The sequence below is a fragment of the Pseudomonas sp. 203-8 genome (assembly GCF_020708595.1).
GTDB lineage: Bacteria > Pseudomonadota > Gammaproteobacteria > Pseudomonadales > Pseudomonadaceae > Pseudomonas > Pseudomonas aeruginosa.
In genome coordinates, this window is sequence record NZ_JAJFDF010000011.1 from 206,512 (window position 1) to 221,378 (window position 14,867).

A 14,867-nucleotide genomic window follows, 5' to 3' on the forward strand; every position below is an offset into this window, starting at 1 on the left:
CGAACGGCCGCGCGCAGCACGGCCCTTGCGTTGGATAACGAAAAGCCCGGCGGGAAAATTAGCCGGCCAGCGCCGCGCCGAGGGCGCGGGCGAAACGCCGGGCCACCTCGTCGATCTGTTCGGCGCCGATGATCAGCGGCGGCAGGAAGCGCACCACGCTGCCGTGGCGGCCGCCCAGTTCGAGGATCAGGCCGCGCCTCAGGCACTCGCGCTGGACCCGCGAGGCCAGGGCGCCGTCGGTCGGCGGATGACCGAGGGCATCCGCCTCGCCCTGCGGGTCGACGATCTCGACCCCGAGCATCAGCCCCCGACCGCGGATATCGCCCAGTTGCGGATAGTCGCGCTGGAGGATGCGCAGGTGCTCGGCCAGGCGCTCGCCCATGGCCGCCGCGTGGGCCGCCAGGTCGTGTTCCTTCAGGTAGCGCATCACCGCCGAACCGGCGGCCATGGCCATCTGGTTGCCACGGAAGGTGCCGGCGTGGGCGCCGGGCTGCCATTTGTCCAGCCATTCGCGGTAGACCACCACCGCCAGCGGCAGGCTGCCGCCGATGGCCTTGGACAGCACCACCACGTCGGGGACGATGCCGGCGTGCTCGAAGGCGAACATCCTGCCGGTACGGGCGAAGCCGCTCTGGATCTCGTCGACGATCAGCGCCACCCCGGCCTGCTCGGTGATCCGCCGCAAGCCGCGCAGCCAGTCGAGATCGGCCGGGACCACGCCGCCCTCGCCCTGGACCACCTCGACGATCACCGCCGCCGGCAACTGCACGCCGCCTTCCGGATCGTTCAGCAGGTTCTCCAGGTAGTGCAGGTTCGCCTTGACCCCCGCCTCGCCGCCGAGACCGAACGGGCAACGGTAATCGTAGGGATACGGCAGGAACTGCACGCCCGTGCTGAGCACCGCGCCCAGCGGCTTCTTCGGTCCGAGATTGCCCATCAGCCCCAGCGCGCCCTGGCTCATGCCGTGGTAGCCGCCCTGGAACGACAGGATGGTGCTGCGCCCGGTGGCGGTGCGTACCAGTTTCAGCGCGGCTTCCACCGCGTCGGTGCCGGTCGGGCCGCAGAACTGGATCTTCGCCTCGGCGGCCAGCGCCGGCGGCAGCAGGCCGAACAGGTCCTGGACGAACTGGTCCTTCACCGGGGTGGTCAGGTCGAGGGTGTGCAGCGGCAGCTCGTCGGCCAGAACCTGGCGGATCGCCTCGATCACCACCGGATGGTTGTGCCCCAGCGCCAGGGTGCCTGCGCCGGCCAGGCAATCGATGAAGGTACGCCCCTCGACGTCCTCCACCAGCAGCCCCCTGGCCTTCTTCAGCGCCAGCGGAATCCGCCGCGGATAGCTGCGCGCGTTGGACTCCTGGCGGCTTTGCCGTTCCAGCAAGGGCGACTGGGAGAACTCGTAGAGCGTTTCGCCCTCCGCCGGGGTGGCGCGGAGCGGCTGGTCTTCGATGACGCTGGTGGCGACGTGCATGTCTTCAACCCTCAAGGCGTGGTGGTGTTCCACTGGCAACCGGCGATCCGGCCGCCAGGGGCGGCATTCGCGGATCGGATGCACAGGAGACGCAGGAGGGACGCACGGATTTACTGCGCCGGACCGCAGCACCGAGCCCGGACCGCCAGCTCCGGCCCGGACACCGTCGAGCAGGCCGCTAGTCGGCGCCCGCGGCGCTCACCCGCCAGATCGCGTTGCCGACGTCGTCGGCGATCAGCAACGCCCCGTCGGCCGCCTGCGCCAACCCCACCGGCGCGCCGAACAACTGCTTCTCGTCCGCGGAGACGAACCCGGTCACCACCGGCTGCGGCGCACCGGCGGGCTTGCCGTCGGCGAACGGCACATGGACCACCTGGAAGCCGCTGACCGGCGAGCGGTTCCAACTGCCGTGCTCGCTGACGAAGGCGCCGTTGCGATAGCGCTCGGGCAACTCGTCGCCGGTGTAGAAGAACAGGCCCAGCGCGGCCACGTGGGAACCCAGCGCGTAGTCGGGGACGATGGCCTTCGCCACCAGGTCGGGACGCTGCGGCTTCACCCGCGAATCCAGGTGCTGGCCGAAGTAGCTGTAGGGCCAGCCGTAGAAGCCGCCCTCCCGTACCGAGGTCAGGTAGTCCGGGACCAGGTCGTTGCCGATCTCGTCGCGCTCGTTGACGATGGTCCACAGCTTGCCGGAGACCGGTTCCCACTGCAGGCCGGTCGGGTTGCGCAGGCCGGAGGCGTAGATGCGGCTGCCGCGGCTGGCGACGTCCACCTCGAGAATCGCCGCACGACGGTATTCGATCGCCGCGCCGTTCTCGGTGATGTTGCTGTTCGAACCGACGCCCACGTAGAGCTTGCGCCCGTCGGGACTGGCGAGCAGCGCCTTGGTCCAGTGGTGGTTGATGGTGTCCGGCAGGTCGGTGAACTCCATCCCCGGGTCGGCGACCCGGGTTTCACCCGGCACGTAGCGGTAGCGCATGATGTTCCCGGTATTGGCGACATACAGGTAATCCCCCACCCGCTGCACGCCGAACGGCGAGTCCAGCCCTTCCAGGAACACGTACTTCTGCCACTGGCCTCCGGCGCCGGCTCGGCGCAGCAGGGTGATGCGGTTGCCGCCCTTGCCGGCCTTGCCGGACTTCCCCTTGACCATCCCCGCGATGAGTTGCTTCGGCGTGGTCACCGGCGCGGTGCCGGGCGAGTTGGCCTCCACCACCAGCACATCGCCGTTGGGCAAGACCAGCAACTGGCGAGGGTGTTGCAGGCCATCGGCGATCTTCTCGATCTTCAGGCCCTGGGCCACCGTCGGCTTGGCCTCTCCCGACCAGCCCACGCCTTCCGGTACCTTCATCGGCGGCAGAAGGAAGTGCTTCGGTTCCGGAAGCGCCGGATTGGCGCCGGTCTGCTGCTGCGGATCGTTCTGCGACCCCTGGTTGCAGCCGGCCAGGACCAGGCCGAGGGCAAGCGCGACGGGGCGCAGCGAGTGGAGGCTAGCCATGCGCCACCTCCTCCGCGGATACCGCCAGGAGCGCCTCTCCCAGCGCCAGCAGCAGCACCGTCGCGATCGACAGCCATAGCCCGGCCGGCATCACCGCATAGGCGTCGCGGCTGTGCACGAAGGCATTGAAGATGGCCAGGACGATGCCGGCGAACTTCAGCAAGGAGGAAACCCTGGCCGCCGCGACGACTGCCGCGCGCCGCAGCAGCCATACGCGGCACAGGTCGACGAGGCAGGGCAGGATGGCGAACAGCAGGCCGAGACTGATCAGCCAGGCCGCGCTCTTGCCCCACATCACCTCCGCCGTGGCGAAATAGGTGGCGTCGAAGACCAGGGCGGCGACGAAGAAACCGAAGGGAACCGGGTTGAGGACGTTGTAGAAGGCGTCCAGCGGTCTGAAGCGTAGTGCGGTGGCCATTGCGAAACACTCCTCTCGGGAAACGCAGGCTTCCCGACGTGAAGGGACGGGCAGGAGATTCGAACCGCCGAGGCCCTGCGCAAGGCGCGGGCAGCGGGGAACGGCACGGCGAAACGGCGACTGGGGGGCTCGCGCCCCTTCTGCGACGGACCTGCGCGAAGCGCTGGAGTTCATCTGCAAGGACCTGTCGGAAGCGATAGGTACGCTGGCGATCCTTCCGATGGAACTTCGTGCGCCGCGACTCACCGAAACAGGGGTAGCGCCCTTCCCGGCCCTTCCGCCGGGTTGCCGCGCCGCCCCAGGCGCACCCCGCCGGCGACCGATCCGCGCCCGGCGTTTGCCGAAGAGGAGACAGCCGATGCCTGATCGAACCGCTCTGCCCCGCGCCATGCTCGCGGCCTGGGTCCTGCTCCTGCTGGCGGCCTGCAGCCAGGGCCCGGCGCCTACCCCGCCCGCGTCCTGGGGTTGGCAGGACGCCAGCGGCGAACGCGCGATCGCCCCCGACGAAGCCTATCCCGAGCTGTTCCAGGCGGTGCAGGAAAGCCGGCTGTTCAGCGACCAGAAGCACTTCGTCGATGCGCTCCCGCTGCGCGAGCCTGCACGGATCCGCGCCGACTACCTGCGCGAGAGGGAGCGGCCCGGCTTCGACCTGCGCGCCTTCGTCGGCCGCAACTTCGAGGAGTCCGGCAGCGTCGAGACCGCCCCGCCGGAAGCGGGCGCCGATCTCGCCAGCCACATCAGCGACCTGTGGCCGGCGTTGACCCGCCACTACGAGCAGGTGCCGGCCCACAGCAGCCTGCTGCCGCTGCCGAAACCCTACGTGGTCCCCGGCGGACGCTTCCGCGAGGTGTACTACTGGGACTCCTACTTCACCATGCTCGGCCTTGCGGAGAGCGGGCAGCACCAGCGGGTGCGCGACATGCTCGACAACTTCGCCTACCTGATCGATACCTACGGGCACATTCCCAACGGTAACCGCAGCTACTACCTGAGCCGTTCGCAGCCGCCGTTCTTCGCCTACATGGTGGACCTCCAGGCAAGACGCGAAGGCGACGCCGCCTACCGGCGCTACCTGCCGCAGCTACAGAAGGAATACGCCTACTGGATGGAAGGCTCCGCCGGGCTGCGCCCCAACGAGGCGCGCCTGCACGTGGTGAAACTGGCCGACGGAAGCCTGCTGAACCGCTACTGGGACAACCGTGACACACCGCGCCAGGAGTCCTTCCTGGAGGACCGGGCGACCGCCGCGCGCGCCCCGCAGCGCCCCGCGGGCGAGGTCTATCGCGACCTGCGGGCCGGCGCGGAAAGCGGCTGGGACTTCTCCTCCCGCTGGCTGGACGACGGCCGCGAACTGGCCAGCATCCGCACCACCGCCATCGTCCCGGTGGACCTCAACGCCCTGCTCTACCATCTCGAACGAACCATCGCCAAGGCCTGCGCCAGCAGCGCGCTGAAGGCCTGCGAGCAAGGCTACGGAGCCCGCGCGGAGAAGCGACGACAGGCCATCGAAGACCACCTCTGGCACCCGGCGGGCTACTACGCCGACTACGACTGGCAACGCCGGCGGCCCATCGAGCGGATCAACGCCGCCAGCCTCTTCCCGCTATTCACCGGGCTGGCCTCCACCGAACGCGCCGGTCGTACCGCCGACAGCGTCGCCGCCCAACTGCTGCGCCCGGGCGGACTGGCCACCACCACCCGTGCCAGCGGCCAGCAATGGGACGAGCCGAACGGCTGGGCACCCTTGCAGTGGGTCGCCGTACAGGGCCTGCGCGCCTACGGCCGGGACGCCCTGGCGGAAGACATCGGCCGGCGATTCCTCGCCCAGGTGCAGCAGGTCTACGACCGCGAAGGAAAACTGGTGGAGAAATACGACATCAGCGGCAACCAGGGCGGCGGCGGCGGTGGCGAGTACCCGCTGCAGGACGGCTTCGGCTGGTCCAACGGCGTGACCCTGCAACTGCTCCGACTCTACGGCCCGGGCGCCGGTCGCTGAGCCTCAGCCCGGCGCCGGGTACTGGCGCTGCGCGGCGTCGGCGAAGCCTGCGGCGAGAAAGTCGATCAGCGCGCGGACCGAAGGCAACAGCCCGCGCCGCGAGGGGAACATTGCCACCACCATGCCTTCCACCGGCGTCCACTCCGGCAGCACCCGCACCAGCCGGCGCTCGGCCAGGTCGCGACTGACCACGCAGAGCGGCAGGCCGCCGATCCCGACGCCCTCCAGCACCGCCTGGCGCAAGGTGCCGAGGTCGTCGCTGAGCAGTTGCGGGCGCAGGTTGAGGGCCGCGCTGCTGCCATCCGCGCCGACCAGCCGCAGGCTGCCGTCCAGGCGCGAACGCTCCCAGCCGACGTAGGGCATCGCCGACAGGTCGGCCGGCAGCTCCGGCGGGCGGTAGCGGGCCAGCAGCTCCGGGCTGGCCACCAGCACCTGCGGACTGCGTGCCAGCACCTTCATCACCAGGTCGCTGTCCTCCAGCGGCGGGAAACGCAGCGACAGCGAGATGTCGTAGCCTTCGGCGATCACGTCGACCCGGCGATTGAAGGTCTTCACGTACAGCTCGACGTTCGGATACTGCGCCATGAAGCGCGCCAGCATCGGCGCCAGTTCGAAGTGCAGCAGCGGCGTCGAGCAGGTCAGGCGGACCATTCCGCACGGCTCCGAGCGGTTCTGTTCGATGACGTCCTCGGCAGCCTCCGCTTCCACCGTCATCGCCACGCAATGACGGTAGTAGGCCTGGCCGATCTCGGTCACCTGGAATTGCCGCGTCGAGCGCTGCACCAGGCGTACGCCCAGGCGCGCCTCGAGCTGCGCGACCTTGCGGCTGATGGTCGACTTGGGAATCCCCAGCACCCGCCCGGCGGGGGCGAAGCCACCGTGCTCGACCACCTTGGCATAGATGAAAAGCGCGTTCAGATCGAACACCAGCTCACCACTCATCGTTCCACCTGCGAGACTCTGAGACTTGATTTGCGGACTACCGGTTCCCACTCCCGGGAACTAGCGTATCGCTCCATCGACTCAATCGAGGAGCACCGACGTGAAAAAGGTCCTGGGAATCTACGGCAACGCCAACCGCCACTGGGTGGGCGACGGATTCCCCGTTCGTTCGCTCTTTTCCTACAACACACTGGGCCAGCATATCAGCCCGTTCCTCTTGCTGGACTACGCCGGGCCTGCTGATTTCCCCCCCGCACAGCAGCGCCGCGGCGTAGGCCAGCATCCTCATCGCGGCTTCGAGACGGTGACCATCGTCTACCAGGGCGAGGTCGAGCACCACGACTCCACCGGCGCCGGCGGACGCATCGGGCCGGGGGATGTGCAGTGGATGACGGCGGCCTCCGGGATCCTCCACGAGGAGTACCACTCGGAACGCTTCCGTAGCACAGGTGGAACGCTGGAAATGGTCCAGCTATGGGTCAACCTGCCCTCCAGCGACAAGATGAACCCGCCGCGCTACCAGACCCTGCTGGATGCCGACATTCCCCGCGTCGGCCTGCCCGACAGGGCCGGCGAACTGCGGGTGATCGCCGGACGCTACGGCCGCCACCAGGGGCCGGCGCTGACCCACTCGCCGCTGGCGGTCTGGGACGTGCAGCTGAAGGCCGGCAAGCACCTCGCCCTCGACCTGCCCAAGGGACATACCTGCGCCGTGGTGGTCCTGCGCGGCACCCTCGCGGTCGGCGACGAGATCGTTCGCGAAGCCCAGGTCGCCCTGCTCGACCGCGACGACCCGCGGCTGGAACTGGAAGCCAACAACGACGTGCAGTTGCTGGTCCTCAGCGGCGAGCCGCTGGACGAGCCGATCATCGGCTATGGCCCCTTCGTGATGAGCAGCCGCGAGGAAATCGACCAGGCCATCGAGGACTTCGAGAACGGGCGCTTCATCCGCGCCCACTGAAGTCCGCCCCCCTACGACATGGCCCGCGCAGGAAGCGCGGACCCGGCCGGGCTTTGCCCGAAATTCACGGACGACCACCCTGCAAGAGGAAATGGAAATGAGCGCTCCCGCCAACTTCAACGGCCAGACCCCGAAGATCGATCCGGCCAACGCCGCCATGTTGCTGATCGACCACCAGAGCGGCCTGTTCCAGACGGTCAAGGACATGCCGATGACCGAACTGCGCGCCAACGCCACCACCCTGGCCAAGGTCGCCACCCTGGCGAAGATCCCGGTGATCACCACCGCCTCGGTACCGCAGGGCCCCAACGGCCCGCTGATCCCGGAGATCCACGAGGCCGCGCCGCACGCCCAGTACGTCGCACGCAAGGGTGAGATCAATGCCTGGGACAACCCGGAATTCGTCGCCGCGGTGAAGGCCACCGGCAAGAAGCAACTGATCATCGCCGGCACCATCACCAGCGTGTGCATGGCCTTCCCCAGCATCGCCGCGGTACACGACGGCTATCAGGTGTTCGCGGTGATCGACGCCTCCGGCACCTACTCCAAGATGGCCCAGGAAATCACCCTGGCACGGGTGGTCCAGGCCGGCGTGGTGCCGATGGACACCGCCGCGGTCTGCTCGGAAATCCAGCGCACCTGGAACCGCGACGACGCCGTGCAGTTCGCCGAAGCCTACAGCGCGGTATTCCCGCACTACCAACTGCTGATCGAGAGCTACGCCAAGGCCCAGGCCGTGGTCAACAACCACGAGCAACTGGATTCGCAGCGCAAGTGATCATCGCGCGTGGAGCAACCCGCGCACCCTTCCCCCGATAGCAAGGAGAAAACCATGTCCTTCCAATACAAGCGTCTCGACAAGAACGATGCCGCCGTCCTCCTGGTCGACCACCAGACCGGCCTGCTCTCGCTGGTCCGCGACCAGGACCCGGACAAGTTCAAGAACAACGTGCTGGCCCTGGCAGACCTGGCCAAGTACTTCAAGCTGCCGACCATCCTCACCACCAGTTTCGAGAACGGGCCGAACGGGCCGCTGGTACCGGAGTTGAAGGAATTGTTCCCGCAGGCGCCCTACATCGCTCGTCCGGGTAACATCAACGCCTGGGACAACGAAGACTTCGTCAAGGCGGTCAAGGCCACCGGCAAGAAGCAACTGATCATCGCTGGCGTGGTCACCGAGGTCTGCGTCGCCTTCCCCGCGCTCTCGGCGCTGGAGGAAGGTTTCGAGGTGTTCGTCGTTACCGATGCCTCCGGTACCTTCAACGAAGTCACCCGCGACGCCGCCTGGACACGCATGGTCGCCGGTGGCGCGCAATTGATGAACTGGTTTGGCGTAGCCTGCGAACTGCACCGCGACTGGCGCAACGATATCGAAGGGCTGGGGGCGCTGTTCTCCAACCACATTCCCGACTATCGCAACCTGATGACCAGCTTCAGCCTGCTCACCGCAGCCAAGTAATCCCGCCCTGCCCCGGCCATCCAGGCGCCCGCGCCGGATGGCCGCTTCCGATCCCCCGACAGCGGAGGTCCGCATGCGACGCGCCATTCCCCGGCCGTGGCCCACCGTCCTGTCGCTCGGCCTGCTGGTCGGCGGCGAGGCCTGCCTGGCCGACGACTCCCTGGGCCATCGCGACAACATCAGCACCGGCCTGAACCAGCGGCAGAAAGCCGAAATGAAGGTGCCGCCGGGCTTCGTCGAAGGCTCGACGCTGAACGGTTTCCTCCGCAACTACTATTTCGCCCGCGACAACCACGACACCCCGTCCCGCCGCGACCAGCGCGAATGGGCCCAGGGCCTGATGCTGTCGTTCCGCTCCGGCTATACCGACACGCCGATAGGGGTCGGCCTGGATGCGCACGCCTTCTACGGCCTGCGCCTGGACGGCGGTGGCGGCAGCGGCGGCGCCGGCGTGTTGCCGCTGGACTCCGCCGGTCGCCCCGCCGACAGCTTCTCCGCCGCCGGCGCGGCCCTCAAGCTGCGCGGCCTGGACAGCCTGCTGAAGATCGGCGACCAGTTGCTGGAGAACCCGGTGATCGCCAGCGGCGTCAGTCGCATGGTGCCGCAGAGCTACCGTGGCGTGACCCTGAAGAACTACCATTTCCGCGCGCTCGAACTGGACGCCGGCTTCGTCGAAGCCACCCGCCTGCGCAACCAGAGCGGCCACAGTCATCTCACCAGCGGCTACGGCAACGGCACCAAGGGCGGTATCGCCGCCGATCGCGAAAGCCCGCACATCGCCTGGCTGGGCGCCAGCTACAGCGCCCCCGGCGGCAGCCAGGCGACGCTCTACAGCGGGCGCCTGGCGGATATCTGGAACCAGCACTACCTCGGCCTCAGCCAGCCGTGGCGGCTTTCCAGCCAATTGACCCTGACGCCCTGGCTGCATTACTACAAGACCCGCGACCAGGGCCGCAGCCAGCTCGGCCGGATCGACAACGACCTCTACAACGCCGGCCTGACCCTGGCCGGCGGCGGCCAGTCGCTGAGCCTCAGCCTGCAAAAGGTCGATGGCGACACACCATTCGACTTCATCGCGCAGAACGACCGGACCTTCCTCTACGAAAGCAACGCCATGCAGTACGCCGACTTCAACGGCCCCGGCGAGCGCTCGTGGAAGATCCAGTACCAGGCCAGCCTGGCCTTCCTCGCCGCCCCGGACTGGCAGTTCGGCGCCGCCTACGGCCGTGGCCAGGCCGACCTGACCCGGGTCGACCCGGACAGCGCGGGCTACGGCTACCTCTACAATCCCAATGGCAAGAACGCCCAGCACTGGGAACGCGACCTGTCGCTGCGCTACGCCTTCCCCGCCGGCCCGGCCAAGGGCCTCAGCGTGACCCTGCGCTGGGCCACCCACCGCCCCGGCGAAGGCTACACCGCCCCCGGCAACACCCGCGGCAACTCCAGCTCCGACGAATACCGGGTGGTGGTCGACTACCCGATCAGGTTGCTCTGAACCCACGGAACCAGAAAAAAGAGAAACTCCCTCATGCGTGCAGCCCTGCTACCCACCTTCGGCGCCCTCTCCGCCGCACTCTGCCTGGAGGCCCGCGCCGACGCCGTCGCGCTGCCGCCGCTGGCGCTCGGCAACGCCAGCTTCATGGACGGCGTCAGCCGTCCCGGCATGCTCTTCGAACTGCCCCTGCAATACGTTCGGGCGAACAACGCCAGCGACGCCGGCGGGCATTCGGTTCCCGGTCGGCAACGGGTTCGTGGCACCACACTGTTGCCGCACTTCGCCTACCTCAGCCAGAACACCCTGCTCGGCGCCCACTACGGAGCCGAAGTGCTGCTGCCGCTGGTACGCCTGGACCTCGATATCGACGGCGGCCCGGACGGCCGGCGCACCCGCCAGGGCGACCTGATCGTCAGCCCGCTGATGCTGCAATGGGGGCCCGCTACGCTGTTCGGCCGCCCCTACTGGCAGCGCCTGAACTTCGTCTTCTCCCTGCCCACCGGCGACTACGACAAGGACGCCGCGATCAACACCGGCAGCAACACCTGGATCTTCAACCCGCACTACGCCTTCACCTGGGAACTGGGCGAGCGCCTGGAACTCAGCGGCCGCCTGCACTACGCCTGGATCAGCCGCAACGACGACCCCTCGCCGCGCCTGGGCGCAAACGACGTACAGCCGGGCCAAGCGCTGCACGCGAACTTCTCGATCTCCTACGCGCTGGACCCGCACTGGCGGATCGGCCTGGCCGGCTACCAGTTGAAACAGATCAGCGCCGACCGCATCGACGGCCACCGGCAGGCCGACTCGCGCGAGCAGGTCTTCGGCATAGGCCCGGGGGTGATGTACAGCCAGGGCAGGCAAACGCTGTTCGCCAACCTCTACGCCGAAAGCGGCGCGCGCAACCGCAGCGAAGGCAACCAACTGACCCTGCGCTACCTGCTGGCGTTCTGAATCGGCGGATAACGCCCTGGAAACGCCGACACCTCCCCAGCTCCGTAGGGCGAATAACCGCTCGCGGTTATCCGCCGCTTATCCGCGACATCGGCGGATAACGCCCATGGCGTTATTCGCCCTACACACCCCGAAAACACCGGAAAGCGTCCAGGTCCGTAGGGCGAATAACCGCTCGCGGTTATCCGCCGCTTATCCGCGACATCGGCGGATAACGCCCATGGCGTTATTTGCCCTACGCACCCCGGAAACGCCGGACAGCGTCCCAACTCCGTAGGGCGAATAACCGCTCGCGGTTATCCGCCGCTTATCCGCGACATCGGCGGATAACGCCCATGGCGTTATTCGCCCTACGCACCCCGGAAACGCCGGACAGCGTCCCAACTCCGTAGGGCGGATAACCGCTCGCGGTTATCCGCCGCTTATCCGCGATATCGGCGGATGACGCCCATGGCGTTATTCGCCCTACGCACCCCGGAAACGCCGGACAGCGTCCCAACTCCGTAGGGCGAATAACCGCTCGCGGTTATCCGCCGCTTAGCCGCGACATCGGCGGATAACGCCTGTGGCGGTATTCGCCCTACAGGCCCTGGAAACGCCGGACAGCTCCCCCGGACATTTCCGCAGGCTCTCTCAGAAGCCCGGGAATTGGATAAAAACCCAGTAGGAGGATGATGGAGGGGCCGGCAAATCCATCCCGCAGGGACAGGACCGAACGGCACTGCCCTCTATTTTCTGAGGGCAAAAAAGACGCGGGCCGCAGGTGCGGGAACACCTACGACCCGCTAACCACAAACCAGCTTATAGGAGCTGACCCATGGCTAAGCCGAATGATACGTCCAACCCCGAGGTAACAGAATCGTCCCCCCGCTTCGTCCCGCTGCTACCCACCTCCCAGGCCGACATGTGTCCGCGTAGCGCCACCTTGTACGTGGACACCCATGCACTCCCCACGCACTTGTTCGACAACGCGAAAGTGCGCTTGAGGTCGGCGATCAACATCCTGGCCATGACCCGTTTGCTCGATGAGAAAGAAGAGCCCGGCGGCACCCTGGCCTACATCAACGGTGCGTTGCTGTCGCTGCTCAGCGATGCCTTGTCCGAAATCGAGGCGGGCCACCCGAGCCTGTAGCGCCGCTCCCCGGCGCGACGCCCCCGGCCTGGCCGGGGGCTTTGTGGCATCGCCCATCACAGGACCTTTCGCGCCCGAACGGCACGCTTGATCGCCGTCCCGGTCCTCGCGAAACGGCCGCCAATTGCCCGAAGCTTCCGACCCTTTTTTCGGACGATTTCTTACGCCCTTATAAATCAGCAAGTTACGAGACCTCGAAAAAAGAGGTTTTCTGGCAGGGAAAAACCCGCCGCTCCTGTTTTCCGCCAAATGGCTATAGGTTTTCCGGGCCAGCCCAGTGCCACGCAGATAACCAGGAAATGCTCAGGGAACGGGTTCGGCTGCGAGCAGTTCACCGCCATATAGACAGTGGACAAGAGCCTACCCCTCATAGGCCTAGCTGTTCAGCGGGCTTGTGCCATCGGAGACTTCGTACAAGGCTTAGCCATTGCCGTCCTACAGGCGCTGTCAGTAGGCTTTTTTCGCCGGCGACTTCGGTTCCCGGCAGGCCACAGCCTGCTGGCCCAACACCCACGAGCGGCCTGTCTCCCTGCCGCGCCGGCAGAAGCCAGGCAGCGGACAGCTCAGAGAAGGATTTCTCCTATGCACGGCCATACCCAGCTTGCCCCGCACTACTTCTTCCGACAGCAGCGATTGCTGCGCGCGCTGCTGATCGACGACCAGGCCTGGTTCGTCCTCGACGACTTCGCCCGGCTCATCGAACACAGCCAGCCCGAACAGATGCTCGCCCGCCTGGACGACGACCAGGCGCGCCGCGAGTCGTTGCGTTCCGAACGTGGCGAAGACCAGGCGCAGTGGCTGATCAGCGAGTCCGGCGCGTATGCCGCGCTGATCTACCAGCAGCGCGGCGATGGCGGCGAATTGCGCCGCTGGCTCAGTGGCGAGGTGGTGCCGGAGTTGCGCAGCGCCACCGACGACAGCGGCATGCCGCGCTACGTCAAGTTGCGCTGGGAGCGCCAAGTGGTGCACATGCTCGACTGGCAGGGCAAGCTCTGGGTGAATTTCAGCGAGATGCCCGACCTCCTCGAACGCCAGGGCGAGCCCATGGTGCAACTGGGTTGGCGACGCTGGTTGCGCAAGTTGCGGCCGCTCTAGGCGAGCGGCCACTTGCTCGTCGCCGGGGCTCCACTCCTCCACCCGTTCGAGACGAAAGCCCGAACCCGATCAACAGGTTGAGCAGGCTGCCCAGCGTGCGGTGACGCTTGACCACGCCGCTGGCCAGCCAGTCGGTGGTACGCGGCCCTTCGTTCGAGTAGCGGTCCGGCAGGTGCGCCATCCCTCCCTGTCCAGCCGCCAGCCGGACAGCGGTACGGCGTGCAGGTTGACCGGCAGGCGGCGAAGAAGTCGTCGCGACCGTGGATGTTCTGCATCATGTGCCTATCCCCGGAAAAGCAGCGAAAGAATAAAGGCCGGCGGGCCAGCGACCACCGCGGGCCGAAACGAGTTCCGAATATAAGTTAATACCCTGTCAGATCTGGCAGCTTAAGGCGTATGGGGGCGCCAGTTAACAATATGGAAATAGACTTTCCCTAGCCTCACCTCCACGCACAACAACAAGAAGTCATCGGCATGAAAAAAATTCGAAAATTAATATTGGATGATTCCTTCGGAGAAGATTATGACTGCCAGGATCTACCGGGAAGTCGTCAACCCGGGAAAACTCGACGAAACACAGAGGGGAAACCTCGCAAGCGAACTCTACGCGATTCACGCCAGGATCTTTCATGGCGTCCAGTATGAATCCTTCGCTCGCGAGGTCATCCACTCCACCGCCCGCCTCACCCGCATCGCCATCTACCGCAACCGCCAGCACGAGATCGTCGGCTACTGCGCCGTGCATTTCCACGACTCGGAAGTCTTCCAGTACAGCAAGGCCTGCGTGATCCGCGCCGAGTCGGGGATCCTCCCGGAGTACCGCGGGAGCAACCAGAGCATTCCCTTCCTTACCCGCCAGGTGCTGCGCTACAAGTTGCTCAACCCCGGCAAGCGCCTGCTGTTCCTCGACACCCTGATCCATCCCTCCAGCTACGCCCTGGTGACCAAGTACGTGGATGACGTCTGGCCCTGCCACTGCGACCTGGAAAGCCACCACGTGAAGTTCCTCGAACACCTGATCGCCCAGTTCAGCTTCAAGCGCAGCAGCAACGATCCGCTGGTGGTCGACACCGGCTGGACCACCACCGAGGCCGATCACGAACGGGCACGCTGGGCTACGCACAGCAATCCGAATGTGCGTTTCTTCCTCGATCGGAACCCGGAATATCACAAGGGCAACGGATTGATCACGGTATTCCCGATCACCTTGAAGAACATCTTTACGGCGACCCGGCGTTTCAAGCGCAGTTCTTCGGTCAAGCGTAAACAGCACCAGCGTTACAACGCAGCTTCGGCGAAAGTCGGGAATATCGCGTTGTAATGAATCAAGCCGACCCGTATATCGGCGTTTATATATACGCACATATATGAAGAATGGCCGGAAGGGAGTATGGAACATTCCCTTCCGGCCATTTTCATCGCCCCCCGCGAAGGGCTCGGCGGCCGGAT

At 66.5% G+C, this 14,867-nt stretch carries 13 protein-coding genes; 9 read left to right on the top strand and 4 right to left on the bottom strand.

What is annotated here, in order from left to right; translation table 11 throughout:
- Positions 1-58: 58 nt before the first annotated feature.
- The 3 genes from LJF27_RS25420 to LJF27_RS25430 form a co-directional block, all read right to left on the bottom strand.
- Positions 59-1,468: an aspartate aminotransferase family protein gene (locus LJF27_RS25420; protein ID WP_003089638.1), complete on the bottom strand. Its 1,410-nt coding sequence runs from the start codon at positions 1,466-1,468 to the stop codon at positions 59-61.
- Between the two features lie 178 nt (positions 1,469-1,646).
- A complete protein-coding gene (locus LJF27_RS25425) occupies positions 1,647-2,966 on the bottom strand; it encodes a PQQ-dependent sugar dehydrogenase (RefSeq protein ID WP_003451062.1) in 1,320 nt (439 codons plus the stop codon).
- Positions 2,959-3,384, bottom strand: coding sequence for a hypothetical protein (locus LJF27_RS25430; protein WP_003105952.1), 426 nt, complete (start codon positions 3,382-3,384; stop codon positions 2,959-2,961). The genes LJF27_RS25425 and LJF27_RS25430 overlap by 8 nt, the downstream gene beginning before the upstream one ends.
- Positions 3,385-3,742: 358 nt before the next feature.
- Between LJF27_RS25430 and treA the strand changes: the two genes are divergently transcribed.
- Positions 3,743-5,380, top strand: coding sequence for an alpha,alpha-trehalase TreA (gene treA, locus LJF27_RS25435; protein WP_003451063.1), 1,638 nt, complete (start codon positions 3,743-3,745; stop codon positions 5,378-5,380).
- A 3-nt stretch (positions 5,381-5,383) separates the two neighbouring features.
- Here the strand turns inward: treA and LJF27_RS25440 are convergent, their stop codons facing one another.
- Entirely contained in the window at positions 5,384-6,322 is a 939-nt protein-coding gene (locus LJF27_RS25440) for a LysR substrate-binding domain-containing protein (RefSeq protein ID WP_003105956.1), read from the bottom strand.
- Positions 6,323-6,422: 100 nt separating this feature from the next.
- Between LJF27_RS25440 and LJF27_RS25445 the strand changes: the two genes are divergently transcribed.
- From LJF27_RS25445 to LJF27_RS25480, 8 genes are all read left to right on the top strand, one after another.
- Complete coding sequence (locus LJF27_RS25445) at positions 6,423-7,283, top strand: pirin family protein (RefSeq protein ID WP_003089646.1); 861 nt, start codon at positions 6,423-6,425, stop codon at positions 7,281-7,283.
- A 97-nt stretch (positions 7,284-7,380) separates the two neighbouring features.
- The gene (locus LJF27_RS25450) at positions 7,381-8,061 is read left to right on the top strand and encodes a hydrolase (protein WP_003111283.1); all 681 of its coding nucleotides are present in this window, start codon (positions 7,381-7,383) and stop codon (positions 8,059-8,061) included.
- Positions 8,062-8,115: 54 nt separating this feature from the next.
- Entirely contained in the window at positions 8,116-8,742 is a 627-nt protein-coding gene (gene ycaC / locus LJF27_RS25455) for an isochorismate family cysteine hydrolase YcaC (protein ID WP_003162910.1), read from the top strand.
- Positions 8,743-8,815: 73 nt separating this feature from the next.
- Positions 8,816-10,237, top strand: coding sequence for an OprD family porin (locus tag LJF27_RS25460; protein WP_023116892.1), 1,422 nt, complete (start codon positions 8,816-8,818; stop codon positions 10,235-10,237).
- A gap of 33 nt (positions 10,238-10,270) precedes the next feature.
- Positions 10,271-11,191, top strand: a complete 921-nt coding sequence (locus tag LJF27_RS25465; protein ID WP_003111281.1) for a SphA family protein — start codon at positions 10,271-10,273, stop codon at positions 11,189-11,191.
- 817 nt (positions 11,192-12,008) lie between these two features.
- Positions 12,009-12,323: a hypothetical protein gene (locus tag LJF27_RS25470; protein ID WP_003113065.1), complete on the top strand. Its 315-nt coding sequence runs from the start codon at positions 12,009-12,011 to the stop codon at positions 12,321-12,323.
- Between the two features lie 582 nt (positions 12,324-12,905).
- Positions 12,906-13,418 carry a BRO-N domain-containing protein gene (locus LJF27_RS25475; protein WP_003089651.1) on the top strand — a complete coding sequence of 171 codons (513 nt, stop codon included), beginning with the start codon at positions 12,906-12,908 and terminating at the stop codon, positions 13,416-13,418.
- A gap of 523 nt (positions 13,419-13,941) precedes the next feature.
- Positions 13,942-14,739 (top strand): hypothetical protein, encoded by a 798-nt coding sequence (locus tag LJF27_RS25480; protein ID WP_003102987.1) that lies wholly within the window; start codon positions 13,942-13,944, stop codon positions 14,737-14,739.
- Positions 14,740-14,867 lie beyond the last annotated feature (128 nt).

Bases quoted from the DNA above. Each gene is read 5' to 3' on its own strand.
- LJF27_RS25420 (WP_003089638.1), bottom strand. From the start codon at position 1,468: ATGCACGTCGCCACCAGCGTCATCGAAGACCAGCCGCTCCGCGCCACC.
- LJF27_RS25425 (WP_003451062.1), bottom strand. From the start codon at position 2,966: ATGGCTAGCCTCCACTCGCTGCGCCCCGTCGCGCTTGCCCTCGGCCTG.
- LJF27_RS25430 (WP_003105952.1), bottom strand. From the start codon at position 3,384: ATGGCCACCGCACTACGCTTCAGACCGCTGGACGCCTTCTACAACGTC.
- treA (WP_003451063.1), top strand. From the start codon at position 3,743: ATGCCTGATCGAACCGCTCTGCCCCGCGCCATGCTCGCGGCCTGGGTC.
- LJF27_RS25440 (WP_003105956.1), bottom strand. From the start codon at position 6,322: ATGAGTGGTGAGCTGGTGTTCGATCTGAACGCGCTTTTCATCTATGCC.
- LJF27_RS25450 (WP_003111283.1), top strand. From the start codon at position 7,381: ATGAGCGCTCCCGCCAACTTCAACGGCCAGACCCCGAAGATCGATCCG.
- ycaC (WP_003162910.1), top strand. From the start codon at position 8,116: ATGTCCTTCCAATACAAGCGTCTCGACAAGAACGATGCCGCCGTCCTC.
- LJF27_RS25460 (WP_023116892.1), top strand. From the start codon at position 8,816: ATGCGACGCGCCATTCCCCGGCCGTGGCCCACCGTCCTGTCGCTCGGC.
- LJF27_RS25465 (WP_003111281.1), top strand. From the start codon at position 10,271: ATGCGTGCAGCCCTGCTACCCACCTTCGGCGCCCTCTCCGCCGCACTC.
- LJF27_RS25470 (WP_003113065.1), top strand. From the start codon at position 12,009: ATGGCTAAGCCGAATGATACGTCCAACCCCGAGGTAACAGAATCGTCC.
- LJF27_RS25475 (WP_003089651.1), top strand. From the start codon at position 12,906: ATGCACGGCCATACCCAGCTTGCCCCGCACTACTTCTTCCGACAGCAG.
- LJF27_RS25480 (WP_003102987.1), top strand. From the start codon at position 13,942: ATGACTGCCAGGATCTACCGGGAAGTCGTCAACCCGGGAAAACTCGAC.